24 protein-coding genes are annotated in these 25,652 nt (G+C 26.8%); 5 read left to right on the top strand and 19 right to left on the bottom strand.

Features of this window, described 5'->3' with window-relative positions:
• Positions 1 to 37: 37 nt before the first annotated feature.
• From hrcA to gpr, 6 genes are all read right to left on the bottom strand, one after another.
• Positions 38 to 1,069 carry a heat-inducible transcriptional repressor HrcA gene (gene hrcA / locus J7G74_RS06440; RefSeq protein ID WP_297133301.1) on the bottom strand — a complete coding sequence of 344 codons (1,032 nt, stop codon included), beginning with the start codon at positions 1,067 to 1,069 and terminating at the stop codon, positions 38 to 40.
• Between the two features lie 115 nt (positions 1,070 to 1,184).
• Complete coding sequence (hemW, locus tag J7G74_RS06435; RefSeq protein WP_297133300.1) at positions 1,185 to 2,315, bottom strand: radical SAM family heme chaperone HemW; 1,131 nt, start codon at positions 2,313 to 2,315, stop codon at positions 1,185 to 1,187.
• Positions 2,316 to 2,523: 208 nt separating this feature from the next.
• Positions 2,524 to 4,326 carry a translation elongation factor 4 gene (gene lepA / locus J7G74_RS06430; protein WP_297133299.1) on the bottom strand — a complete coding sequence of 601 codons (1,803 nt, stop codon included), beginning with the start codon at positions 4,324 to 4,326 and terminating at the stop codon, positions 2,524 to 2,526.
• A 175-nt stretch (positions 4,327 to 4,501) separates the two neighbouring features.
• Complete coding sequence (locus J7G74_RS06425) at positions 4,502 to 4,696, bottom strand: hypothetical protein (protein WP_297133298.1); 195 nt, start codon at positions 4,694 to 4,696, stop codon at positions 4,502 to 4,504.
• A gap of 17 nt (positions 4,697 to 4,713) precedes the next feature.
• Positions 4,714 to 5,700 (bottom strand): stage II sporulation protein P, encoded by a 987-nt coding sequence (gene spoIIP, locus J7G74_RS06420; protein WP_297133297.1) that lies wholly within the window; start codon positions 5,698 to 5,700, stop codon positions 4,714 to 4,716.
• Between the two features lie 15 nt (positions 5,701 to 5,715).
• On the bottom strand, positions 5,716 to 6,669 hold the full coding sequence (gene gpr, locus J7G74_RS06415) for a GPR endopeptidase (RefSeq protein ID WP_297133295.1): 954 nt from the start codon (positions 6,667 to 6,669) through the stop codon (positions 5,716 to 5,718).
• A gap of 407 nt (positions 6,670 to 7,076) precedes the next feature.
• Here gpr and rpsT point away from each other — a divergent pair, with 407 nt between their 5' ends.
• On the top strand, positions 7,077 to 7,343 hold the full coding sequence (gene rpsT, locus J7G74_RS06410) for a 30S ribosomal protein S20 (RefSeq protein ID WP_187295621.1): 267 nt from the start codon (positions 7,077 to 7,079) through the stop codon (positions 7,341 to 7,343).
• 114 nt (positions 7,344 to 7,457) lie between these two features.
• Here the strand turns inward: rpsT and holA are convergent, their stop codons facing one another.
• The 5 genes from holA to J7G74_RS06385 all read right to left on the bottom strand — a co-directional run bounded on the left by holA (position 7,458) and on the right by J7G74_RS06385 (position 13,328).
• Positions 7,458 to 8,501, bottom strand: a complete 1,044-nt coding sequence (gene holA, locus J7G74_RS06405; protein ID WP_297133293.1) for a DNA polymerase III subunit delta — start codon at positions 8,499 to 8,501, stop codon at positions 7,458 to 7,460.
• Positions 8,470 to 9,735 (bottom strand): ComEC/Rec2 family competence protein, encoded by a 1,266-nt coding sequence (locus J7G74_RS06400; protein ID WP_297133291.1) that lies wholly within the window; start codon positions 9,733 to 9,735, stop codon positions 8,470 to 8,472. Before J7G74_RS06400 ends, holA begins: the two co-directional genes overlap by 32 nt.
• 190 nt (positions 9,736 to 9,925) lie before the next feature.
• A complete protein-coding gene (locus tag J7G74_RS06395) occupies positions 9,926 to 11,140 on the bottom strand; it encodes an aminotransferase-like domain-containing protein (RefSeq protein ID WP_297133289.1) in 1,215 nt (404 codons plus the stop codon).
• Positions 11,141 to 11,262: 122 nt separating this feature from the next.
• Entirely contained in the window at positions 11,263 to 12,420 is a 1,158-nt protein-coding gene (locus J7G74_RS06390) for a GNAT family N-acetyltransferase (protein ID WP_297133287.1), read from the bottom strand.
• Between the two features lie 2 nt (positions 12,421 to 12,422).
• The gene (locus tag J7G74_RS06385; protein WP_297133285.1) at positions 12,423 to 13,328 is read right to left on the bottom strand and encodes a DUF2156 domain-containing protein; all 906 of its coding nucleotides are present in this window, start codon (positions 13,326 to 13,328) and stop codon (positions 12,423 to 12,425) included.
• A 317-nt stretch (positions 13,329 to 13,645) separates the two neighbouring features.
• Here J7G74_RS06385 and J7G74_RS06380 point away from each other — a divergent pair, with 317 nt between their 5' ends.
• Together J7G74_RS06380 and J7G74_RS06375 are read left to right on the top strand one after the other, a co-directional pair.
• Complete coding sequence (locus J7G74_RS06380) at positions 13,646 to 14,473, top strand: ComEC/Rec2 family competence protein (RefSeq protein WP_297133282.1); 828 nt, start codon at positions 13,646 to 13,648, stop codon at positions 14,471 to 14,473.
• 192 nt (positions 14,474 to 14,665) lie between these two features.
• Entirely contained in the window at positions 14,666 to 15,601 is a 936-nt protein-coding gene (locus J7G74_RS06375; protein ID WP_297133278.1) for an alpha/beta hydrolase, read from the top strand.
• Positions 15,602 to 15,863: 262 nt separating this feature from the next.
• Here J7G74_RS06375 and J7G74_RS06370 read toward each other — a convergent pair whose 3' ends face one another.
• The 5 genes from J7G74_RS06370 to J7G74_RS06350 form a co-directional block, all read right to left on the bottom strand.
• Positions 15,864 to 16,568, bottom strand: a complete 705-nt coding sequence (locus tag J7G74_RS06370) for a tRNA threonylcarbamoyladenosine dehydratase (RefSeq protein ID WP_297133276.1) — start codon at positions 16,566 to 16,568, stop codon at positions 15,864 to 15,866.
• A gap of 182 nt (positions 16,569 to 16,750) precedes the next feature.
• On the bottom strand, positions 16,751 to 17,584 hold the full coding sequence (locus J7G74_RS06365) for a 3D domain-containing protein (RefSeq protein ID WP_297133273.1): 834 nt from the start codon (positions 17,582 to 17,584) through the stop codon (positions 16,751 to 16,753).
• Positions 17,585 to 17,783: 199 nt separating this feature from the next.
• Positions 17,784 to 18,098 (bottom strand): rhodanese-like domain-containing protein, encoded by a 315-nt coding sequence (locus tag J7G74_RS06360; protein WP_297133271.1) that lies wholly within the window; start codon positions 18,096 to 18,098, stop codon positions 17,784 to 17,786.
• A 69-nt stretch (positions 18,099 to 18,167) separates the two neighbouring features.
• Complete coding sequence (locus tag J7G74_RS06355) at positions 18,168 to 18,842, bottom strand: uracil-DNA glycosylase (protein WP_297133269.1); 675 nt, start codon at positions 18,840 to 18,842, stop codon at positions 18,168 to 18,170.
• An 18-nt stretch (positions 18,843 to 18,860) separates the two neighbouring features.
• Positions 18,861 to 19,238, bottom strand: coding sequence for a NusG domain II-containing protein (locus J7G74_RS06350; RefSeq protein ID WP_297133266.1), 378 nt, complete (start codon positions 19,236 to 19,238; stop codon positions 18,861 to 18,863).
• A 96-nt stretch (positions 19,239 to 19,334) separates the two neighbouring features.
• Between J7G74_RS06350 and J7G74_RS06345 the strand changes: the two genes are divergently transcribed.
• A complete protein-coding gene (locus J7G74_RS06345; protein WP_297133264.1) occupies positions 19,335 to 20,390 on the top strand; it encodes an FAD:protein FMN transferase in 1,056 nt (351 codons plus the stop codon).
• 45 nt (positions 20,391 to 20,435) lie between these two features.
• Here the strand turns inward: J7G74_RS06345 and J7G74_RS06340 are convergent, their stop codons facing one another.
• On the bottom strand, positions 20,436 to 21,077 hold the full coding sequence (locus tag J7G74_RS06340; RefSeq protein WP_297133262.1) for a helix-hairpin-helix domain-containing protein: 642 nt from the start codon (positions 21,075 to 21,077) through the stop codon (positions 20,436 to 20,438).
• A gap of 77 nt (positions 21,078 to 21,154) precedes the next feature.
• Between J7G74_RS06340 and J7G74_RS06335 the strand changes: the two genes are divergently transcribed.
• Complete coding sequence (locus J7G74_RS06335) at positions 21,155 to 22,465, top strand: D-alanyl-D-alanine carboxypeptidase family protein (RefSeq protein ID WP_297133260.1); 1,311 nt, start codon at positions 21,155 to 21,157, stop codon at positions 22,463 to 22,465.
• Positions 22,466 to 22,493: 28 nt separating this feature from the next.
• Here the strand turns inward: J7G74_RS06335 and argH are convergent, their stop codons facing one another.
• A complete protein-coding gene (gene argH, locus J7G74_RS06330; RefSeq protein ID WP_297133257.1) occupies positions 22,494 to 23,810 on the bottom strand; it encodes an argininosuccinate lyase in 1,317 nt (438 codons plus the stop codon).
• 236 nt (positions 23,811 to 24,046) lie between these two features.
• The gene (gene nhaC / locus J7G74_RS06325) at positions 24,047 to 25,468 is read right to left on the bottom strand and encodes a Na+/H+ antiporter NhaC (protein ID WP_297133254.1); all 1,422 of its coding nucleotides are present in this window, start codon (positions 25,466 to 25,468) and stop codon (positions 24,047 to 24,049) included.
• Positions 25,469 to 25,652 lie beyond the last annotated feature (184 nt).

Below are 25,652 nucleotides of genomic sequence, written 5' to 3'. Positions count from 1 at the left end.
TTATTAATGTTATTTTCCAAGATCTACACCCCTTAGTTTAAAATTTATTTGATTTATTATTTAATAATATATTCATATAATTTATAATCGAATATATTCTAGAATAATCCATTCTTGTAGGCCCTATAAAACTTATACGACCAATTAAATTCTTATCTACTTTATATGTTGCTGTAACAACACTACACTCTTGCGCTTGTTCACAATCATTATCACTACCAATAATTATAGTGGTATTATCTTTTAAGATACCCTTTGACTTAACTATCTTAGCAATGGTTTCTTTTGTTTCTAGCATATTTAAAAATGACCTTGCTTTTAAAACATCATTAAACTCTGGATAATTAAATATATTAGTTGCTCCATTTAACGTCATTGAAAGCTCTTCATCAGTAGGATTTGTATTTAACAAATTAAGTAACTGATCTATTATTGATGAATATTCTCCAATTTCGTATTTTATATATGCTATTAATCTTTCATCTATTTCAGTTATAGTTTTACCTGAAAGCTTTCTAGTTAAATTATCAGAAATTAAATTCAACTTAGCTTGATCTAAATTAATCTTAGCAGTAATACTTGATTTTTTAATATCGCCTTTATCTGTAACTACTATTAATAAAAGTTCATTATCATGCATTTTAACTAATTGTATATGCCTGATTTTATTTAATGTTGATAAATTTCTTGTCATGGCAACTGTTGTATAATTCGTCAATTGAGATAACATCTTTGACGTTTCATGAATTAAATCTTGTATATGACTTATATTCTCTTCAACACAATTTTCTATTATCTCTTTATCTGATTCACTAAGTTCGCTAGTGCTCATAAGAGAATTCACATATAATTTATATCCTTTTTCTGTTGGAACCCTTCCAGCAGATGTATAAGGTTGGATTAAGTATCCTAACTCTTCTAAGTCGGCCATTTCATTTCTAATAGTTGCTGCACTAACACCAAGGTTATATTTCTTTGATATTGTTCTAGACCCTACAGCTTCAGCTGTTTCTATATAATCTTTAACTATTGCTTTGAGGATATTCATTTTTCTTTCATTTAATTCCATGCCAAATACCTCCCACACTGTTATCACTCACTATATCCGAGTGCTAAAAAGATTATATATATTATATACCACGTTAAATTTTCATTGTCAACACCTTTTAGATAATTTCCTGTTTCTAATCCATAAATTCCACAAATACACTATTTGATATCTCTCTACCTTTTTGTGTTAATCTCATTCCTAATTCATTTATATCTATTAAATTTAATTTTTCAAGCTTATCAATTTCATTTTTATATTTTTCTCTAAAATTAAAATCATACTTATCCTTAAAATCCTTAAATTTAATTCCTTCATTCATTCTTAATCCTAAGAATATACTCTCCTCTATCTCATCTTTGATACCTAGTTTTTCTTCCCACTCTATAGGCTTTTTACCTTCTAATATCATTTTTTCATATCCAGGCAATGACGAAATATTATTGTATCTTGTTCCATTTAAGAATCCTGATGATGATGCTCCAATTCCAACATAGTTTTCACATTTCCAGTATAAAATATTATGCTTACATTCGTATCCTTCTTTTGCATAGTTTGATATTTCATATTGATTATATCCATTTGATCTTAAGTAGTTTATAGTGTATTCATACATAACTATATCAGTATCTTCATCCAATAACTTAAATTCATTTCTATTATACATGTCAAATAATTCTGTATTTTCTTCTAATATTAATGAATAAGCAGATATATGAGTTGGGTTTAGTTTTACAATTTTTTCTAAACTTTCTTTCCAGTCTTCTTCACTTTGATTCGGAAGTGCATACATTAAATCAATATTTATATTTTCAAATCCAATTTTTCTTGCTTGATAATAGTTTTTTTCAAATTCCTCAAAAGTATGTATTCTTCCTATATATTTTAGATGATAATTTTGAACTGCTTGAAGTCCAATACTTAATCTATTTACACCACAATCTTTCATTATTTTTAATTTATCTAAAGTTAATGTGCCTGGATTACATTCCATCGTAATTTCAGCATTTTTTTTAATTTTAAAATTAGCTTTTATATTATCAAATAAAACTTTAATTTCATCACCTCTTAATATACTTGGTGTTCCTCCACCAATAAATATAGTATCTATTTTTTTCCCTTTAATTTCATCCTTATAAAAGCTCATTTCTTTTTCTAATGATTTCAAATATTTTTTCTTTTCATCTAAATCTAATTTATAAGAATTAAAATCACAGTATTTGCATTTTGATACACAAAACGGTATATGTATATATAAACCTAACATTTATCCACCTCTTCTTTTCAGTTTTCAGAAATTATTATATATTATTACCCTTCATATATAAAATAAAATCTATCCTCTCTAATTAAGTATTGATGCATTTATTATATACTTTAATATAATCTAAATTAATCAAAACAAAAATAAAAGGTAATCAACTTACCTAAACACTATAGATAAGCTAATTACCTGTATATAAACATATTTTTTATTAATCATCTAATTTAAGAACTGACATAAATGCTTTTTGTGGAACTTCAACACTTCCGATTTGTCTCATACGTTTTTTACCTTCTTTTTGTTTTTCAAGAAGCTTCTTCTTACGAGATATATCTCCACCGTAACATTTAGCAAGTACGTCTTTTCTAAGAGCACTTATTGTTTCCCTTGCAACAACCTTGTTTCCAACTGCTGCTTGTATTGGAACAGCAAATTGATGTCTAGGTATTTCATTTTTTAATTTTTCACACATAGCTTTACCCCTAGAGTATGCTTTTGTATCATGAACTATAAAGCTAAGAGCATCAACTTGTTCTTTATTTATTAGTATATCTAATTTAACAAGTTTAGAAGGAACATATCCTTTCATTTCGTAATCTAGTGAACCATATCCTCTAGTTCTCGATTTTAAAGCATCAAAGAAGTCGTATACAACTTCATTTAACGGTAAATCATAATGTAACATTACTCTTTTTTCATCTATATATTCCATGTGTAACATAGTTCCACGTCTTTCTTGACATAATTCCATAACTATACCAACAAAGTCTTTAGGAGCTATTATATCTGCTTTGACTATTGGTTCTTCTATCATTTGAATTTCTGAAACTTCTGGTAAGTTTGTTGGATTTTGAATCATAACTACTTCACCATCAGTTTTAGTAACCCTGTATATAACAGAAGGTGCTGTTGTAACTAAGCTCAGATTAAATTCTCGTTCTAATCTCTCTTGTATTATTTCTAAGTGTAATAATCCAAGGAATCCACATCTGAAACCAAATCCTAAAGCTGCAGATGTTTCTGGTTCAAATTCTAATGCTGCATCATTAACCTGTAATTTTTCTAAAGCATCTCTTACGTTTTCGTATTTTTCCCCTTCACCTGGGTATATACCACAATAAACCATTGGAGTAGCTTTTTTATATCCTTCAAGTGGTTCTTCTGTTTTATTTGTAGCATCTGTTATAGTATCACCTACGTGACAGCTTCTTATATCCTTGATACTTGCAGCTATATATCCAACATCACCTGCACATAAACTATCTAGCTCAGTTGCATTAGGAGCCATAACTCCTACTTCTGTTACTTCGAATTTTTTCTTAGTATTCATCATCTCGATAGTCATGCCTTTTTTAACTTCACCTTCAAATACTCTTACATATGCTACAACACCTTTATATGCATCATAGTATGAGTCAAATATTAAGGCTTTTAAAGGCTTATTTATATCTCCTGTTGGAGCAGGTACATTAGCCACTATATCTTCTAAAACGTCTTCTATATTTAAGCCGCTTTTAGCAGATATTAATGGCGCTTCACTTGCATCAAGACCTATTATTTCTTCTATTTCTTCTTTTATTTCATCTGGTCTCGCACTTGGAAGATCTATTTTATTTATAACTGGTAGTATTTCTAAATCTTGATCTAAAGCTAAATATACATTTGCTAAAGTTTGAGCTTCTACACCTTGGGCTGCATCCACTACTAATAAAGCACCTTCACATGCAGCTAAACTTCTTGAAACCTCATAGTTAAAGTCCACGTGCCCTGGAGTATCTATAAGATTTAAATAATATTCATTACCATCCTTAGCCTTGTAAATTAATCTAATATTTTGAAGCTTAATAGTGATTCCTCTTTCTCTTTCTAAATCCATGTTATCTAATAACTGATTTTTCATTTCTCTATCACTTACTAAACCTGTGTACTGTATTAATCTATCAGCTAAGGTAGACTTCCCATGATCTATATGAGCTATTATACTAAAATTTCTAGTTCTACTTTGTCTGTCCACCCTTTTTCCTCCTTAAATAAGTTAGTATCATAAACTTTATTTTATAATATATCTGCTTTTATGTAAATAAGTGTTGTATTACAAAAAAATAAGACTTAATATTTTAAGCCTTATTTTTATTATTTTGATTTATTTTTACTAATTGTATTCTCTAATATTTATATTTACTATGCTTTTAATTAAAAATATTTAAATATTTTATAAGATTATCTTTACTATCATCTTGCAACATATCATTCATCCTATAATCAGCAATCAATACACTTCCCATAGTAATGATAATCATCACAAATAAGAATACTACCTTATATATTAATCTATATTTCTTTCTTTCTAATTTTTTATTTTTATTTCTTTCTAAACGACTCATATTAAAATCAACTCTTATTATTTTCTATCTTTATAGTATTCATCTAATATTTCTGCTACATATTTACATGTGGCTTTTGCTTCTTGAGTACTAGTTGCATTATTACCTATTTCTATTAATAATCCATCTTCTGCTAAGTACTGATTAAATCTACCATATTTTTTAGTTACTACTGGTTCAACTAAACCAGGATATTTTTTTTCTGCTAAAGCAGTCAATTCTTCAGCTTCTTTTCTTATTTCATCCACATTTTCATTTCTTTGACCCACTACAAAGAAAAACTTAGCCACAGTTTCCCCATTAATTTCTGTAGTAGATTTGTCATGTATTTGTTTCTTAGCTTCATTATTTTTTAAATCTAATCCATTTCTATGTAAATCAATTGTTATTTTTATAGAATCATTGGATGATAAAATAGATTTAACTAAATTACAACTCTTTGAGTAAGATTCATTATAACTTAAATCATTGTATTGAGTACTATGCATTACTCCCCAACCTCTTTTGTTCAATTCATCTGTCAATAAACTACCAACTTCCATAACTGAATGTTCCTTATCCTTAGAATGGTAATTATTCTCTGGAGAATCAGAATAAGTCTCGCTACTATGTGTATGATAAACTAGTACTTGTGGCTTGTCCTTAGTTATTCTTAAATCATTCGTATAGTTTTTTTCTGTAATTGTACTTGCTTCTTTTTCTTCTTCTGTCTGAGGCTTATTTTCTTCTCCTACATATATATTTACAAATTCTTCTTCATCATTTTCTGAATCTTTATCTTCTTTATTATTTAAAGTTTCTTCATCTTGTTTTTCTTCATTATTATTTATTACATCTGTACCTTCACTTTTTTCTTCATTTTTATCTATTACCTTTACTTCAGGATAAGATGATTTTAATAAATATTTAAAAAAATGATCTTTATCTAAAGCTTGAGAAATAGTTGGCAAAATACAAACTAGTAAAAGTCCAATTTTAATAGCTTTTATTTTATTTTTAAACATTTAAATTCCTCCTTATTACGAAGTTCTCCCCGGGTGAAGAGATCTATTTAGCCCTTCACTGATAATAATTGCTAGATTTTCTATTGTTTCATCAATATCTTTAGGAGTAACTATTAAATTCTTATCGTATGGATCTAAAGAATCTCTAATTAACTGATATTTTTCTTCATCTTGTAGTTTTTGAAGCATTTTATAAAATACCTCACCAGAGTTTGATTGATCCATTAAGTTTTTTATAGCTAAATCTAAAACATCACTAGTCAAAGTAGCTGCATCAACAACTGTAGGTACCCCTATAGCTATAACATCTACACCTAGATAGTCTTTATTCAAAGCTTTTCTCTTATTTCCTACGCCTCCACCTGGTGAAATACCAGCTGTAGATATTTGTATAGTAGTGTTTACTCTTTCCATTTTTCTTGAAGCTAATGCATCTATGGCAACTACCCTATCTGGCTTAATTGCATCTACTATACCTTTCACAGTCTCACTTGTTTCAAGTCCTGTAACACCCATAACACCAGGACTTAGAGCCGAAACCTCAGTAAAGTCATCATCATAATCCTTATTATAGTTTTTAAAAATATGACGAGTCACAAGAGTTTTTGAAACAGATTTTGGACCTAGTGCATCTGATGTTATATTCCAATTTCCTAGCCCTATAACTAATGTTTTTTTATGTTGTTCAGGTCCAAAAATTTCTTTTAATTCGTCAGTTAAATATTTTATCATTTGCTCTCTAGAGTCATCATCATCATATGTCATTAATTTGCTCTCTAATGTTACATATTTTCCAATTCCTTTGTTCATTATTTGTGAACCTTGCTCATCTAATACATCAACTTTTGTTACTAAACAGTCTTCAAGTTGTTTATTTTCTGTTTTCACGCCTGGTATTTGGCTACTATTTTCACTTTCTTCTATTATTTCTCTTGCTTCTAACGCTAAATCAGTTCTAATATTTATCATTGTTCCCTCCAGAATATAATAAAATGATATTATTGATTATTGACATGTAATAGCATTTTAAACATTATTTATCATTTTTAATCATAACTAAATTACGTTTTTTAAGACTTTTTAATAAAATATAATTTCTAATTTATAAAAAATCATTGAATATTTTGTCCTTATCTATAAAGATTAGTGTCTATATAATATGTGTAAAAAGCGTAATCTTTTTATTAATTTTGTGAATAATTTAATACATTATTGTGAAATATTTTTATATGTGATAAAGTATGTCATAAGTGATAAATACTAATAACAAATTATATTTAACTAATAAATATTAACTCTTGATTTTTATATTTATTTCTGTTAAAATCTAATATGTTGACGATGAGAATAATTATATTTACGAGGAGGTGTTCTAAGTGGCAAACATAAAATCAGCTAAAAAGAGAATAAAAGTTATCGATAAGAAAACTGCTTTAAACAAAGCTAGAAAATCTCAATTAAAAACTGCTATAAGAAGATTCGAAGATGCTGTTAATGCAGGAAATAAAGAAGAAGCTACAGCTAAATTCCAATATGCTCAAAAAAGAATATACCAAGTAGCATCTAAAGGAACTATACACAAAAACGCTGCAGCTAGAAAAGTTGCTAAATTAGCTCAAAAATTAAACGCAATGAACGCATAATAACAGTTTAATTTTTATAAATTTAAACCCTTGATAAAAATCAAGGGTTTTTTATTTTATTTAATATCATAAATTCCATAATAAAAAAGTCTTAGCTTTTTTTAACTAAGACTTTTAACTAGCATTTCTCTGGCAATACTTACTCACTAATATTTCTACAGCCAAAGTATCTTTAATCAATCCATTTTTTATTTTAAAATCATTTTCTAAAATAAAATTCAACATGTCTATTATCATTTCATCTGAAAAATTACGACTTTGCTTTAAGGCCTTATTAACTACAAATTGACGTACATTTAATTTTTGACCTATATCATTAACTGAACTTCCTTGGATTTGTAATTGCCTAACTTGCATTACTATTTTAAATTGTCTACTTATCATAGCAAATATCCCAAGAACAGATTCTCCTTCTTGGATCATATCATTTAATATTTTTATTGCATTAGAAGAATTTTTTTCTCCTATATAATCAATTAATTTAAAAATATCATTTTCTATCTTCTTTTGAGATAGTCTATCTATAACTTCGTTACTTACTTTGTTATCTTTACCTACAAAAGAGCTAATTTTTATTATTTCATTGTCTAAATCAGCAAGAGTTTTGTCGCTACTTTTATCTCTATATCCTTGAGATTCAATAAAATACATAACCTGTGAATTTTCTATTATTGTTCCAAAGCTTTCAAACTTTCTCTTTGTCCACTTAAATAAATCCATGTCCGATATTTTATCACAATTAAATACAATTCCCTTTTCTTGAATCTTTTTAACAATTTTTTTTCTTTTATCAACTTCTCCGTATACAATAAAAACTAAAACCGTGCTTTCTGATATATTATCTAAGTAATCAATAAAATACTTTTCATCACCTTCTGTAAAGTTCTTTCTTTTTCCTTTTAATAATTCAAAATCTTTTACTATAGTAATTTTTTTATCATCCATAAAAGGTAGAGTCTCTATAGAACTTAACAACTGATCAGGAAATACTTCTTTGCCATCTATAACATCTAAATTAAAATCTATCATGGATTCATTTAGACTTTCTTTAAAGTTTTTTATGGCATTATCTATTAAGTAATATTCTCTACCATATAAAAGATATATATTATTAAAATTTTTATTTTTAATATTCCTTATAATATCCTTGTAATCCATTTTCTTGCTCCTTCATAATTCTTAACTCTCTATATATCATATATGAAAAAATTAAAATGTAATAAAAAGTTACATAAAATAATTTAGGATTATTCACTTCAATATATGCTAATTCCATCGCGCTAAGTTTTTCTAATAAATAATATACCATAATAATAATACTTTTGTTTAAATATGCTAAAATTTTTGACAAGAAAATACTAATTTCGAACAAAATTATACTAATAATACTTAAACTCATAATAATACTAATTACTGGTATAACAATAATGTTACCTAGTATAAATAAAATAGGTAAACCTTTGAAAGTGTAATAAACTACTGGCATAGTCAGTATATTAGCAGCTATACTAACAGATATTATACTACTTTTAAGGTACCTATTTATTATTTTATAAAAATATATAATTGATAATGTAGCTAAAAAAGATAATTGAAAAGATGTATTATAGATTATATATGGATTATTTATTATTAGTAAAGTCCCTATTAAAGATAATGTGGAAATTCCATCTCTTTTTCTATCTATGAAAATAGCTAAGTACATAATTATCATAAAAGCTATTGCTCTAGATATCGATGGTGAAAATCCTACTATTATACAGTATAAAATCATAAATAAAGTTATGATAATAAGCTTATAAAACCTATTGATACCTCTTATTATAACGGCAATCATAGTACATAAAATACCTGTATGAAGTCCAGATATTGCTATCACATGACTAGTCCCTGTCCTAGAAAACATATCTTTCTCTTCTTTACTTAAATCATCTTTTTGACCTAATATTAACGAGTTTATAAAATCCGAACTATCTTTATATAAATATCTAAAAGTGTCCCTAATATAATTTTTCACTTTTCCTACATTAATATAAAATATATTTTCTCCAATTATCTTATAATCTTTACTAGTAATAACTCCTTTGTATCCCATACTTTTTATATATTTTCCATAATCAAAATCTTCATAATTCATACTATTCAAACTTTTAATACTTCCATTTATTTTTACTATTTTCCCAGTCTTTATATCTAAATTTTTACTATAATCATTTACTAAGTAATTACCTATTTTATATTGATCATACTTTAATTTTTCTATCTTATCTTTTACAGTACCTTCTATTGTGATTTTTTCTTTATCTTTAATATTATCTAAAGATTTATTATGTGTATATATAAATGATATGACTAATAATAATGTAAACAATATTAATAATGGTCTTCTCATTTTTCCTCCATATTTATTATTCTTATTTTTATTATCATCACATTATTTTTTTTCAAACACTTCTTTTATTTTTATCTAATTAGTTATACAAAGTATGAATAAATATAAATTTCTAATATACAAAAAAGAGTATATTTTAAAAATTAATCTAAAATATACTCTAACAATTTCTTATATTATCTTATAAGTTTTATACTTCTAAATCTACTGTTTCACTTTCTCTTATTGCTTCTTTTAATACTTGACCTAATCTTTTTATACCCTCTGCAATTCTTTCTTCTTTACAGCTAGAGTAATTTAGTCTGAAGTAATTTTCTTTATTTCCATTTGGGAAGAAGAAACCTCCTGGAACATACGCCACATTATTTTCTACACATTTTTTCATTAGTTCTTGAGCATTCAATTGTTCTGGTAGCTCAACCCATGTAAATAATCCACCATGAGGATTAGTAAAGCTTACTCCTTTAGGAAATTCTTCCTTCATGCATTTAATCATTACATCTCTACGCTTTTTGTATGTAGCTTTTATATTTTCAATATGAGCATCTAAATCATATTCATCTATAAATTTACTTATATCTCTTTGACTTATCGTAGATGTTTGTAAATCTGAATTTTCTTTTGAAGTTATAAACTTACTTAGTATATCTTTTGAAGCACATGTCCATCCCATTCTGTATCCCGGACAGAATATTTTAGAGAATGTGCCTAAGTATATTACCAATCCTTTTGTATCAAGCGCTTTTAATGATGGTAAATATTCACCTTCGTATCTTAACTCTCCATATGGATTATCTTCTAATACTGGTATTTCATATTCATTTACAACTTCCATAAATTTTTTACGTCTTTCTAAAGACCAAGTTATACCTGTTGGATTTTGGAAATCAGGTATTACATATATAAACTTAACATTATCATTTTCTTTTAATGCCTTTTCTAGAGCTTCAGGTAACATACCTTCTTTATCTGTTTCTATTTCTACTATTTTAGGCTGATACCCCTTAAAAGCATTTAATGCTCCTAAGTAAGATGGGCTCTCACATAAAACTACGTCACCTTCATCTAAAAATACATTTCCCGCAAAATCTAACGCTTGTTGAGACCCACTTGTTATAAGTATGTCTTCATGAGATACATTAGTCTGATTTTTTTTATTCATTCTCTCTGCTATATGCTTTCTTAAAGGTAAATATCCTTGTGACGATGAATATTGTAAAGCTTCTTCTCCACATTCATCTAAAACTTTCACAGATATATTTTTCATTTCTTCTACTGGAAATAGCTCTGATGCTGGAAGTCCTCCAGCAAAAGATATGATTTCTGGTTTCTCTATTAATTTTAATATATCCCCTAATTCTGAAGTCTTAAATAAATCCATTCTTTTCGCATATTTAACTGCCATATGTTCTCCCCCTTCAAACCAATTAATATAATTTTCTGAATATTTATAATAATAATCCTTTTTAAGGAGTTTTTCAACCTTTGTTTTTACATAATAAAAAAAAGTACCCTTTTTAGGTACTTTTATATATATTCATTTATATAATTTTCTTTTTTAACAAAGATTGAATTTAAAAATTCTATAACATTCTCATCTTCTTCTAGGTTATTTAATAGAAATGCTTCCCTTCCATCTATATAAGAAAATGCTAGCTGAGAAATAGTATTTATATCAAACTCAACATGTGGAGTAAATTCTCCTTTTTCTACAGATAATTTATTATTTTCTAAGTTTATTTTAAATACATTATTATTTTCTTTTATAAACTCATCTTTTATAGAAATATTTAAACTTCCTTCTACATAATTTTTTATATGAAGAGTTTTTAAATATTCTTCAAAATTTATAACTCTTCCCATCATAAATGGTTTTAGTTTTATACTTGCAGTTCTTGGATTAGCTAAAATAAATCTTATATTATCATTTACAGGAGCACTTATAGTAACCTTCTTGCATTGTGTATTATGATTGTATATGAACTTAAGTATAGCTTTAAGAGATTCTAAGCTTGTATAATATAATTCTCTTACAAACATGTTTTCACCATTTATAAAGTAAATTATATAACCTCTACTTCTATCTCCCTGATGAATATAAATGTGACCATCTTCACTACTTACTTCCTTAAATAAATTTTCATAATATGATTTATCTCTTTTTATATTACCATTTAGATTTTTTAAAAAGCTTTCTTGTATTTCTATCATTTCTTCTATATGACTTTTATTAGCTTTTTTCATATCACCTGATGATTTAAATACTCTTAAATCTTCTATATCAAGCTCATACTCTAATTGATCATAACAATGTTCATACCCATATTTTCTATAAAGTCTATAATCTATAGGCATCAATATTGATACAAGCTGTTTCTTTTTATAAAGCTCATTTAAGGTAAAATCCATAATATTTTTCATATATCCTTTACCTCTTACTTGTGGAAAAGTAGAAACCCCCACCACATATGAAGTATCATATAAATTTCCATTTAATACAAGCTTATACTGATTTAATTGTAGAGAAGATACTATTTCATTTTCATCTTCTACAACAACTGTGTTTTTATTATCGTATTTATCTTCAAAATAATAATCTGTAAACTTGGGACCATCATTAAAACAATAATCCCAAATTTCTCTTATATTATCTTTTTCATTCTCTCTAGCAAATCTTATATTCATCCTTATACCTCTCTTACAGTATATTTTTCTACAAATCTACATGGGTGATAAGAAAGTTTTGCTTTTCTAAGCCCCTCTATTCCTAAGTCTTCCTCTCTATTTACAAACTCAGCATCACTAAATTCATTTACTAAAAATTGTTGATTTATAAATGGATATAATCCTCTTATACTTGGATTAGCTTTTTCAATGTGAATTAAAGCCATATTTGAATTAATATATTCACCCATAGTAAATGCTTCTAATTTTCCCTCTACGAATATACCAGCTATTTTTAGTCTATCTTTTAATACACTATAATTTGCAAATAACTTTTTCATTCCTATAAGCTCTTCTTCAATTTCTTCACTTAATTCATTATTTTCCTCTTTATTACTTGTCCATTCTTCTACTAATTGTAAACAAGCATCAAAGTCATTTTCATCTAATAATCTATATTCATATCTTCCTTCATACTCTTTTAAGAAAAAGTTTATATGATTTCTTTTCTTAACATTTTTTCTTCCTTTTAATGTTCTCATACTTTCGCCATCATAGATATAATCAAATAAATCTCTTTCTTCTGTATATTGGAATTTACCTCCATAATTTTCTTTTAAAAACTCAACCACTTCTTTAGTTATCCCTCTAAAATAAATTTTCTTGCCTTCTTTTTCAAAGTAATCTATAACAAATTTTATTACTCTTGGCATATCTTCAGGCTTCGCTAAAGGTAATATAGAAAATGTATCCCCTTCATATTCTCCAACTATTACTGCGAATCCATCTCCTATATAATATCCTGTTTTGTATAAGTGTTGCCACATATATAATGTATTGAAACAGTACTCACATGCTTCATAATCTACTAAATCGAAATATGGATTTAAAATTTTCCTATCTTCCATATCTATATTTTTAAAAATCATAACTTCCTCCTATTTATTGCTCTTGTTATACGTTAAATAGTAATTTTACACTTCCATTTATTATTAAATATCTTCGTTCTAAAATAAATTTAATATATATATTACCCTTACAGATATATATATAAACATTTTATCCTAAATCAAATGTCTATAATTTGCATATGTTATATGATAACACTTTTGAATGTTTATGACAAAAAAATTTAACTAAGGATTATTTTTTCTTTTTAAATAGAAAAGTGTATACTTATTTATCTTTCAATTAATACTTAAAAGTATACATAAAAATATTAAATTTATGGGGTGATTAAAATTCTATGAAAAGACTTTTCTTAATATTTATTATTTTATTCCTTTTTACTGGATGTAGTAACGATAATAATTTTTTAGCTGTTCATATTATAGATGTTGGACAAGGTGACTGTATATTAATTACTACGCCAAAGGATAATAATATTTTAATCGATAGTGGTGATGAAAATACCTATAAAATTGTTAAATCTTATTTAAAATTACATAAGATTAAAAACTTAGATATTATTATAGCCTCTCATTTAGATAAAGATCATATTGGAAGCTTAGACGATATTATTGATAATTTTAATGTAAAAAATGTTTATGCACCTAACCAAAAAGACGATTCCCCCCATTATTATAATTTAATAAAATCTTGTAAGAATAGTAATATAGATATAAATTATCTTAAAAAAGGAGATAAAATAAAGCTTAATGATGATATCAATATAAATATTCTAGGACCATCTTATATTCAAGATAATAATAATTTAAATTCAATTGTACTAAATCTAAATTATATGAATATGGATTTTTTATTTACAGGAGATTGCGAGGCATCTAATGAAACAGAATTAATTAATTCTTTTGAACTTGAAGATGTTGATTTTCTAAAAGTAGCTCATCATGGTAGTAGTACTTCTTCTACTGACAATTTTATTAAAGAAGTTAGACCTGATATAGGTGTAATTTCTTGTGGATATAAAAATCAATACGGTCATCCACATAAATCTACCTTGGACACTTTAAATAAGTATGGTGTAAATACCTTTAGAACCGATTTAAATGGTGATTTAGTATTTTATAGCGATGGTAAAAAGATTTTCACTAATAAAAAATATAAACAATAAAATATTTAGACTTGTAAAATATTAAAGGCTATGTTTTAACATAGCCTTTAATATTTGGATAATTTAATATAATCTATTAAATCTAAGCATAGCTTTGAACAAATCACCCTATTTACTGGATTATTTTGTTCATTTAAAAGTTCTCACTTTTATGATAATATTTTTTTTAAATCTCAAAAGGGGGTATTGAGTATGAAGAAAATAAAAAAGATATTTGTAAGCTTTTTAGTAGTTATCTTGATAAGTGCTATATCTACAGGTACATTCATTGGAAATTTACTTTATGATATAATTTTAAATCCTAAAATATCCAAAAATATTGTATATGCTGATAATAACAGTACTCAAACTAGAAAAGATTCTTCATGGCTTATAAATGAATCTAACTATAAAGATGAATATATAAATTCCTTTGATGATTTAAAATTACATGCTTATGTAGTTGAAAATAAAATTAAAACTAATAAATGGGCTATAGTAGTTCACGGTTATGCTGGTAATGGAGCGCTTATGAGCGCTAAAGCAAAATACTTTTATGAAATGGGGTATAATGTAGTAATTCCCGATTTGAGGGGCCATGGTCAAAGTGAAGGTGATTATATTGGTATGGGATGGGATGACAGGTTAGATATTATCTCCTGGGTAAATCATATTATTGAAAAAAATCCTAAATCAGAGATAGCTCTTCATGGCACTTCTATGGGGGCCGCCACTGTTTTAATGGCATCAGGAGAAAATCTACCTTCTAATGTTAAGGCTATTATTTCTGACTGTGCTTATACCTCTGTTTTAGATGAGTTTAAGTATGAGTTAAAAACTTTCTTAAATTTATCATCTTTTCCATTAATTAATATTACCGATTTAATAACAATGATAAGAGCAGGCTATTCTTTCAAAGAAGCTTCTGCTATAAATCAGGTAAAAAAAGCCAGAGTTCCTATACTATTTATACATGGTGATAGAGATAAATTTGTACCTTATTATATGATGAATAAATTATATGAAGCAGCTAATTCTCCTAAAGAAAAATTAACTGTAGAAGGAGGCGAACATGCTAACTCAGACTTAATGAGTCCTTATCTTTACTGGCTTACTGTAAGAGATTTTTTAGATTTATACATTCAATAATATCTATTCAGTTAAAAATATTATAAATAAACTTCCTTTCAATTTGAAAATTTAATTTCATATAAATAAAAGGCATGATTTCAGTTAAATGCTGAATTCATGCCTTTTTAATTGTAAGGAAATTATATGTTATCTGTTCTTTGGATAACATATAATTTTCAACTTTGTTACTTGAGCAACGGACGCAGTCGTTGGCGACATGAACGAAGTGAATTTTTTATAAATTCTAAATAAAAAAATTATCTGTATAAATCTTTTCTTTTTATTTATTTAATAAATCATTAATTACAACAGATGCTATTGTTAAACCACCTACTGAAGGTACAAATGAAGTACTTCCTGGAGTAACTTTTCTACCATTCATTATTTTTTTCTTTAATTCTCTTGGTTGCTCTGTTGAGTAAACTACTTTAAGTTTTTTTATTCTTCTATCTTTTAACTCTTTTCTCATTACTTTTGCCAGTGGACAAGTATGCGTTTTATGTATATCTGTAACAACTATTTTAGTTGGATCTAATTTATTACCCATTCCCATAGAACTGATTAACGTTAATCCTTTTTTGTTACATTCTTCTACTAATAGTATTTTTGAAGTAACCATATCTATAGCATCTACTACATAATCATAGTCTTCTACTAATATTTCATCTGTTGTTTCTTTATTATATTTATTAGCAATAGCTTTTATATTTAAATTAGGATTGATGTCTAATAATCTTTCTTTCATTACATCCACTTTTAATTTACCTACTGTAGAATGTAATGCAGGTAACTGTCTATTTATATTAGTTATATCAACATCATCAAAATCAACTATAGTTATATTACCTACACCAGCACGAACTATAGCTTCCGCTGCAAAACTACCTACTCCTCCTACACCAAAAACTATTACATTTGAATTTTTTAATTTCTCTATTCCTTCATCTCCTACAATAAGACTTGTTCTTGTTGTAAATTTATTCATATATTTTCTTCTCCTTGATTTTAAAATAAATATTATTATAAATTAAATTCTACTTTTTTTAAATAGCTAATATAATTATTTTATTACAAATTAATATTTTTAAACATTGAACTATTGAAAATGTCTATCTTTAATAATATGAAAAACCCTCAAAGTGCTTGTCCACATTGAGGGCTTAAATTCTATTTTACAATGTATATATCTATTGTTCTTCTTCCCCAGTCTACACACTGAGATTCACTATTCATAAATATATCTATTTTATTTCCTTTTATTGCTCCACCACAATCTTCTGCGATAAAGTATTGGCCAAATTGAGGTATATATACCTTTGTACCATAAGGTATAACTTTTGGATCAACGGCTATTGTTCCCCATTTAGGAACTGTACCCGTAGATGTTATTCCATCACCACTATATGCCGTAGCCTGTACAACCATTTTTGTACCTAAACTACTTTTTGAGCTTGTACTAGTACTAGTTTTAATACTTTTTGTACTGTTATCACTTTTCGGTTGGCTTTTTTCTTTTGTTCCTTTTAATACTATTTTATTTTCAGGTTTTCTTAAAATATTTTCTTCAACTAGTTTCTTTTCAAATAATTTACCATCATAATATATTGCTTCGTAAATTAATTCTTTTGTCCCCTTTTTACCTTCTTGTGCTATTTTGGTACTTCCCTTTAATAATGAGCTATCACTTTGTTCTACAGTTTCAAAAGGAATATCGTCTGTTTCTGTAATTGTTCTTCTTTCAACCTTTTTTATTTCTATTTTCATACCATCTTCTAATGTTTTATCTAAATCTTCACTTATTATGTCATTTTCATCATAATCAATTTCATTTTCATCTAACACACCTTGTACGTTAGACTGAAAAGAATTTACCTCTATTTCTTGTCCATCAACTACTAAAACAACTTCCTTATTAAAGGCAACATAATTCACTGTTACAATCCCCATAGATAATAGCCCCGATAATAAAATAGATTTTAATTTTCTATTTATATAACTCAAACTATCTCCTCCTAAGTTTTATTTAACTCTGAATTAAATTATTCTTTCAAAGTTATTTTGTAACTAAATTGTAAACTATTTATTAATAGTTGTCAACTTGACAAAAAAATCAAAAAGTGCTTATCTAGTATTTTCAACTATTTAAGCACTCTTACAACAAATTTCAACAAGTAACAAAATTGTTACATTTTCTATCTGATTATTTTACTATTTTGTAATTATAATTTTCCATACCTTTATACAAACTATATACATTTTTAAACCCACTTGCTAAAAGAACTTTTCCAACAGATATACTTTGTATTCCACTAGTACAATATAATAAAATATTTTTACTAGACATACTTCTAATATAATCTATATGGTCATTTATTTCATAAGTAGGTATGTTTATAGCATATGGTATATGACCTTTTAAATATAATTCTTCTTCTCTTAAATCAATTATTAAACTAAATTTATTAGCTTTAATCATCTCATTGGCTTTTTTGCTATTTATCTCTATAACTTTCATACATAACACCCTACCTTTGTATATACTATTCTATATTTTTATAAAATGTTACATAAAGTTATATTAAATTTATATATTAGGAATTTGCCAATCTATAGTTTCTTTTCCTAAGCTTTTTAAAATGTCATTTATTTTTGAGAAATGTCTACACCCGAAGAATCCTCTTCTTGCAGAAAGAGGGCTTGGATGTGGAGCTTCTAAAATATAGTGTCTATTCCCGTCGATAAATTCTTTTTTCTTTCTTGCGTTTGCACCCCATAAAACAAATATAACTGGATCTTCTCTTTTATTTAGCTTCTTGATTATCTCATCAGTAAATATTTCCCACCCTTTATTTTGATGAGAGTTTGCTTCATGAGCTCTTACAGTTAATGCTGTATTTAAAAGTAATACACCTTGATCTGCCCACGGCATTAAATACCCATTGTTAGGTATAAAGCACCCTAAATCATCTTTTAGTTCTTTATACATATTCAATAAAGAAGGTGGTGTTTTTACATTAGGCTGAACAGAAAAAGCTAAACCGTGCGCTTGATTTTCTCCATGGTATGGATCTTGCCCTAATATTAAGACCTTCGTATCTTTATATGATGTATGTTTTAATGCTTCAAAAATGTTATACATATTTGGATATATAACCCTACTTTTATATTCTTCTATAAGAAATTCTCTTAATTTTATGTAATAGTCTTTTTGGAATTCTTCTTTTAATAAACTATCCCAATCATTTCCTAAGTTAACCATGCTATATCCTCCATTAAATTAATTTACTATAATATCCTCTTGATTTTTTTGTTCATTTTTATTATGAGTTATTATTTTTATATTAACCTTATTAGGTAAACAAACTATACTTTCACTAGATTTAGTTATAAAACCAGATTTAATACAAACTTTGTCTGGACAAGAAGCCTCAGTAATTTCAACTCCACCATTATGAATTTTCACAATATTATATCCATCTTTAGTGTTTATTTTAAACTCATCTTCATCATCAATACTATATGTTTTATATAGTTTGTTATCTACATATATTTCTATTGACTCTGAATCCTTATTATTTATTATAGTGTTTATACCAAAACTTATGGATACAACAATTAGTACTAAACCAATCAATATGAAATCCTTTTTTTTCACTACATTCACTCCCTGTCATCAATATTATTTACCAATATTTATGATATAATGATAAATGATAAATTAAATATATCATAAAAAATTGGAGGATTCATTATGAATAAGAAAAAACTTCCCTTCGCCTTACTAATAATAGTATTTATTTTATTTTCTTTATATATAGTAAATCTTAATAAAAAAGAAGATACGTACTCTAATACATATTATAATTTGGGTACAATCAATGAAATAACTTTGTATAATATAAATAAAAAAATCGGTGATGAAATACTAAAAGAATGTGGCTCAATATTAACAGATATAGAGAATAAAATGAGCTCTCAACTTACTTCTAGTGAAATATCTAAAATAAATAATATGGCTGGCAAGGACTATGTAAAGGTTTCAGAAGATACCTTTTATGTTATAAAAGAATCTATAGAGTTCTCTAAGATATCTAATGATACTTTTGATATAAGTATAGGTCCTATAATTGATTTATGGTCCATAGGAACAGATAGTGCTAAAGTCCCAAGTAAAGAAGAAATATCAGATAAATTATCTCTAGTTGATTATAAAAATATTCTTCTAGATGAAAATACTCACTCTGTAAAACTAAATAAAGAGAATATGAAAATTGATTTGGGTGGAATTGCTAAAGGATATGCAGCAGATAAAATTTATAAATATTTAAAAGAAGAAAATTTAGAAAGTGCATTAATAAATTTGGGTGGAAATGTATACGCTCTTGGTACTAAAAAAAACAATGAGCCTTTTTCTATAGGTATACAGGACCCAACTAAACCCAGAGGTAATTCCATAGGAAATATTAAAGTGTCAAATAAATCAGTTGTTACTTCTGGAATTTATGAAAGATACATAGAAAAAAATAATAAAATCTATCACCATATGATAAATCCTCATACAGGATATCCTTTTGAAAATAATTTAAGTAGTGTTACAATAATATCTAATAATTCTATGATATGCGATGCTTTATCTACAACAACCTTTGGATTAGGACTTGAGAAAGGAATGCAATTAGTAGAAAACTTAGATAATGTGGAGGCAATTTTTATTACTAAAGACAAAAAAATTTATTTGAGTAGTAATTTAAAAAATAAATTCAATCTTACAGATAATAGCTTTTCTATTTGTGATTTAAATAATTAATCATAATAGAATAAAAAATTCTTCCTACATATTAGGAAGAATTTTTTATTCTACACTTATTAGTTCTTTTATATTTTCAAATTTTTTATCTCCAATACCATTAACATTTTTTATTTCTTCTATATTTTCAAAATTTCCATTTTCTTTTCTATGATTTAATATTTTATTTGCAGTTGCTTCACCTACTCCTGGTAAAGTATCCAGTTCTTCAATAGTAGCAGTATTTATATTTATTTTTGTTGAATTATCAGTTTTGTTATTGCTTACAGCATCATCATTTATATTTTCAGAGTTATCGTTAACTTCTTGCCCTATCTCAGGAATTACATAATGCATTTCATCTTCTATTTTTATAGCTAAGTTTATCTTATTCAAATCTGCTTTTTCTGTAGTTCCTCCTACTTGCTCTACTGCTTTAGCTAATCTTTCACCTGAATTTAAAGTCACAATACCAGGATTTTTTACTGCTCCACTTATGTAAACTGTTATCTCTTTATTTGTCACTTTTAAGTCCTTTTCATCTTTATGTTTTTCAGTTTTAAGATTGTTATCTGCTGTATTTTTAGAATCTTCTTCACTTAAAACATATATTTCATTATTTGAAGTATATTTATCTTTTATCACTAATCCTCCTATGGATATTAATAAAATAAATAAAAGTATCCTTATTTTCTTTACATTAAACAATTTTTATACCTCCTTAATTCAATTATTAACAAAAATATGTTATACTAAAATCTAAGATTAAAATTTGGAGGTTTAATATGAAAAAGTTTTTATGTTTTTTGCTTGTATTACTTGTCTCTGCAACAACTTTTTCAAGTCCAATCTCTTCATTTGCTGATAGTAAAGATGTATCTATTTCTTCTCCTCATTCAGTGGTACTAGATTATGAAACAGGTGAAGTACTTTATGAAAAAAACGGAAACCAAAAGATATATCCTGCTTCAACAACTAAGATATGGACTGCATACTTAGTAATAAAAAACGTTGAAAATTTAGATGATCCTATAGAGATTAAAGAAGATCCTTATGTTGATGGATCAAGTATGTATTTAGAAAAAGGGGAAATATTTACAGTAAAAGAATTATTACAAGGTTTATTAATACACTCTGCTAATGATGCCGCTGAATTACTCGCTAAATATGTCTCAGGAAGTGTGGAAGATTTCGCAAAATTAATGAATAAAGAAGCGAAGGCTATAGGAGCAAAAAATACTCATTTTAACAATCCACATGGATTACCTGATAAAAAACATTACACAACAGCTTATGATATGGCTCTAATGGCTAGAGAAGCTATGAGTAACGAATTAATTAGAGAAATAGTTAGTACAAAATCTATAACATTTAAAGAGTCTAATACATCTACTAGTAGACGTTTTGTTACTAGAATATTTAAAAACACTAATAAGTTTTTAACTTCTAATGAAAAAATGATGTATAAAGGTGAATTAACTGATATCAAATATGATATAGTTGATGGTATTAAAACTGGATATACAGATGATGCAGGAAAATGCTTATTAGCAAGCGCCGTAAAAGATAATATGAGAGTTATCACTGCAGTTTATAAAGATACAGATACAGATTTATATGTTGATTCTAGAACACTAATAGACTACGCTTTTGATACTTATTATACACAAACTATAGTTAATAAAGATGATTATGCTGCTAATAAAAGAATTTTATTTACAAAACAAAAAGAATTACTTTATAAACCAGAGTATAATTATAAATTAGTATTAGAAAAAGGTACTAAAGTATCTGATGAATATTCAACAGAGACTAATTTAGATTATAATTTACCGATAAAAAAAGGTGATAAAGTCGGTACATTAGATATATATAATGGAAAAAAATTAGAGAAATCAGTGCCTTTAATAGCTCAAAATGATTTAAATAGCATATTTGGTTTTATTACAGAAAATCAAACAGTAAAATACTCAATTAGATTATTATTAGCCTTAGTCACTTTATTTATTATATTTGTTATATCTAGAATATTTAAAAAAAGACGTATGAAAAAGAAAAGATTAAATAAACACAAAAGAAAATATAGAAAGAAATAAAAATAAGATGGTATAAACCATCTTATTTTTATTTTAAATTTATTTTAATACCTTTATTTAATATATTTTCATATTCTATAAAATCATATACATCTTCTTCAAATGTATTCGAAAACTGCGATAATTCTTCTAAAGATAAATCTTCTATGGCTTTATTATTATCTTCACAATATATTACAATTTGCCCAACTATTCCATGAGCATCTCTAAATGGAACATTTTTATTAACTAGATAATCTGCAACTTCTGTAGCATTTAAAAAACCATCTCTAACAGCTTTTTTCATATTATCATCTCTTACTTTTAAAGTAGCTATCATTCTTTCCATTATTTGAATACACATAGAAAGAGTATTAACACTATCAAAAAATCCTTCTTTATCTTCTTGCATATCTTTATTATAAGCAAGAGGTAATCCCTTCATTACAGTTAGTAAGGACATTAAATTACCGTACACTCTTCCAGTTTTCCCTCTTATCAGCTCTGCTCCATCAGGATTTTTCTTTTGTGGCATTATACTACTTCCTGTTGAATATAAATCATCAATTTCTATAAATTTAAATTCTTGGCTACTCCATAATATTAATTCTTCGCTTAGCCTACTTAAATGCATCATTATTATAGAAAAATCACTCATAAGTTCCAATAAATAATCTCTATCACTAACGCCATCCATGAAATTGTCCATAGGCTTTTTAAACCCTAATTTATCACAAGTAATACTTCTATCTATATTATGGGTAGTTCCAGCTAAAGCTCCACATCCTAAAGGACTTTCGTCTAAGATTTCAATGGCATTTTTTATTCTTTTCGAATCTCTATCAAACATATTATAATATGCCATTAAATGATGCTTAAGAGTAACTACTTGCGCTCTTTGTAAGTGAGTATACCCAGGCATTATAACAGGATTTTTTTCTCCAACTTCTTTCAATGTAGATTTTAAATTTTGAATATAATCTATTATTTCATAGGCTTTTTCCTTTGCAAATAATCTCATATCTACAGCAATTTGATCATTTCTACTTCTACCTGTATGTAGTTTTTTGCCTACCTCACCTATTCTTTGTATTAAGTTAATTTCTACAAAACTATGTATATCTTCATAATTGCCATCAAGACATAAAGTTCCATCTTCTATATCTTTTTCTATAGATTTTAAGCCTTCACTAATTAATTTGCCCTCTTCTTCGTTTAATAGACCAACTTTCAACTGCATATGTACATGGGCTAAACTCCCCTCAATATCCTTTTTATATAATACTGAATCAAACCCAAATGATTTATTAAACGCTTCCATTAATCCATTTTCTTCGTTTCTAAAACGGCCTCCCCAAAGTTTCATATTATTCACCCCTATGATTTTGATATAATAAAAATTCTCCTTGATTAATTATCAATGAATTTAACTTTTTGTAAATTTTTCCACAAAATAGTAAATATATTATACACTCTTCATTGTATTAAATCAATTTTTATTAATCCTCATGATATTTTTTCATATAAATAAATATGTCCTATATAACCTTATGCTATATAGGACATTGGATAATTTATATTAATTCTAAAATATTTATCATATTATTCATTAAAGCTTAAACAAGTTTCAGGCTCATCTTCTATTTTTACAACTTTAAACTTACATGCAATTAATGCTAGAGATACCAATGGATTTATAATATTTAATAGTGCATATGGACCATATGTGAATGCAGATACACCTAGTGTTGCTGTTATATATGCTCCACATGTATTCCATGGTACTAATGGAGAACTTAAGGTCCCACTATCTTCTAAAGCTCTTGATAACATCTTAGGATGTATACCTCTTTTTTGATATTCCTTATTATACATTCTTCCTGGTATAACAATAGATAAATATTGCTCACCTGCTATTACATTAGTAACTGTACAAGTTACCATTGTACATAATACTGTTCCAAATACACCTTTTGCTAATCTTAATAAAGAAGATGCTATTACTTCAAGCATACCTGCTTTTTCTAAGATACCTCCAAGAGATAGAGCACATATTGTTAAAGATACAGTAGACATCATGTTCATAAGTCCACCTTTAGATAATAACTCATCAACCGCTTCAACTCCTGTTGTTGAAACATAACCATTTTGTGCTGCTTCTAATATTGCTCCCATAGATTCCCCTTGTAATCCTAATGCAAATACTCCTCCTAATATGGCACCTACTATAAGTCCTGGTATAGCTGGTACTTTAAATAAAACTAATCCAATTACTGTTAAAGGAGCTAATAATAATACTGGTGATAAAGTATTAAATGTAGAATCTAATGTTGATCTAATTAATTCTATTTGACTTATATCTAATGCTTTACCTGAGTATTTCATTCCCATTACACCATATATAATCAAACAAATTATTAATGATGGTACAGTTGAATATAACATATATTTTATATGTGTAAATAAATCTGTTCCAGCCATTGCTGGAGCTAAGTTAGTTGTATCAGATAAAGGTGATAATTTATCACCAAAGTATGCTCCTGATATTATAGAACCTACTATTAATCCAGTTGGCATACCTAAACTCTGACCTATTCCTAAAAGAGCCACACCTACTGTTCCCATTGTGCTCCAAGATGAACCTGTTGCAAGTGATACTATACAACATACTAATGTTGATGCTACTAAGAAAATATTTGGAGATAAAATTTTTAGTCCCCAGTAAATCATACATGGAACTACACCACTTACTATCCAAGTTCCTATAAGCACACCTATTATGATTATTATTAATATTGCTTGCATTGCCATCTTAATACTATTAAACATACTTAACTCTAGTTCACTCCATTTAAACCCAAGCCTATACACAGATACAAGCCCTGCTACTGCAGCTGCTCCTATTAATGGCACATGAGGAGATGCCCCATACATCAATATTCCTACACCTAAAAATAATATCAAACACGTAATCGGTATCATCGCTTCAAACAGGGTTGCTTTTCTAGACTCTCGCTCTTTCATAAAACAATTCCCTCCTAGTTTGTTTTAATAACCTAACCTATTCTATTATTTCTTTCCAAACATATTCGCTCGTACTAGATGACATTAGACCTCCATAAGTTAATAAAAATTCTACTTTATCACCTACCTTATAGTCATATTTTGTGTTACTTACATCTAATATCATATGATCTGAACTTGCACC

Source organism: Terrisporobacter sp., assembly GCF_017888745.1.
GTDB lineage: Bacteria > Bacillota > Clostridia > Peptostreptococcales > Peptostreptococcaceae > Terrisporobacter.
The sequence above is the reverse complement of the archived record's forward strand: the minus strand, read 5'-3'. Positions and strand labels throughout refer to the sequence as shown.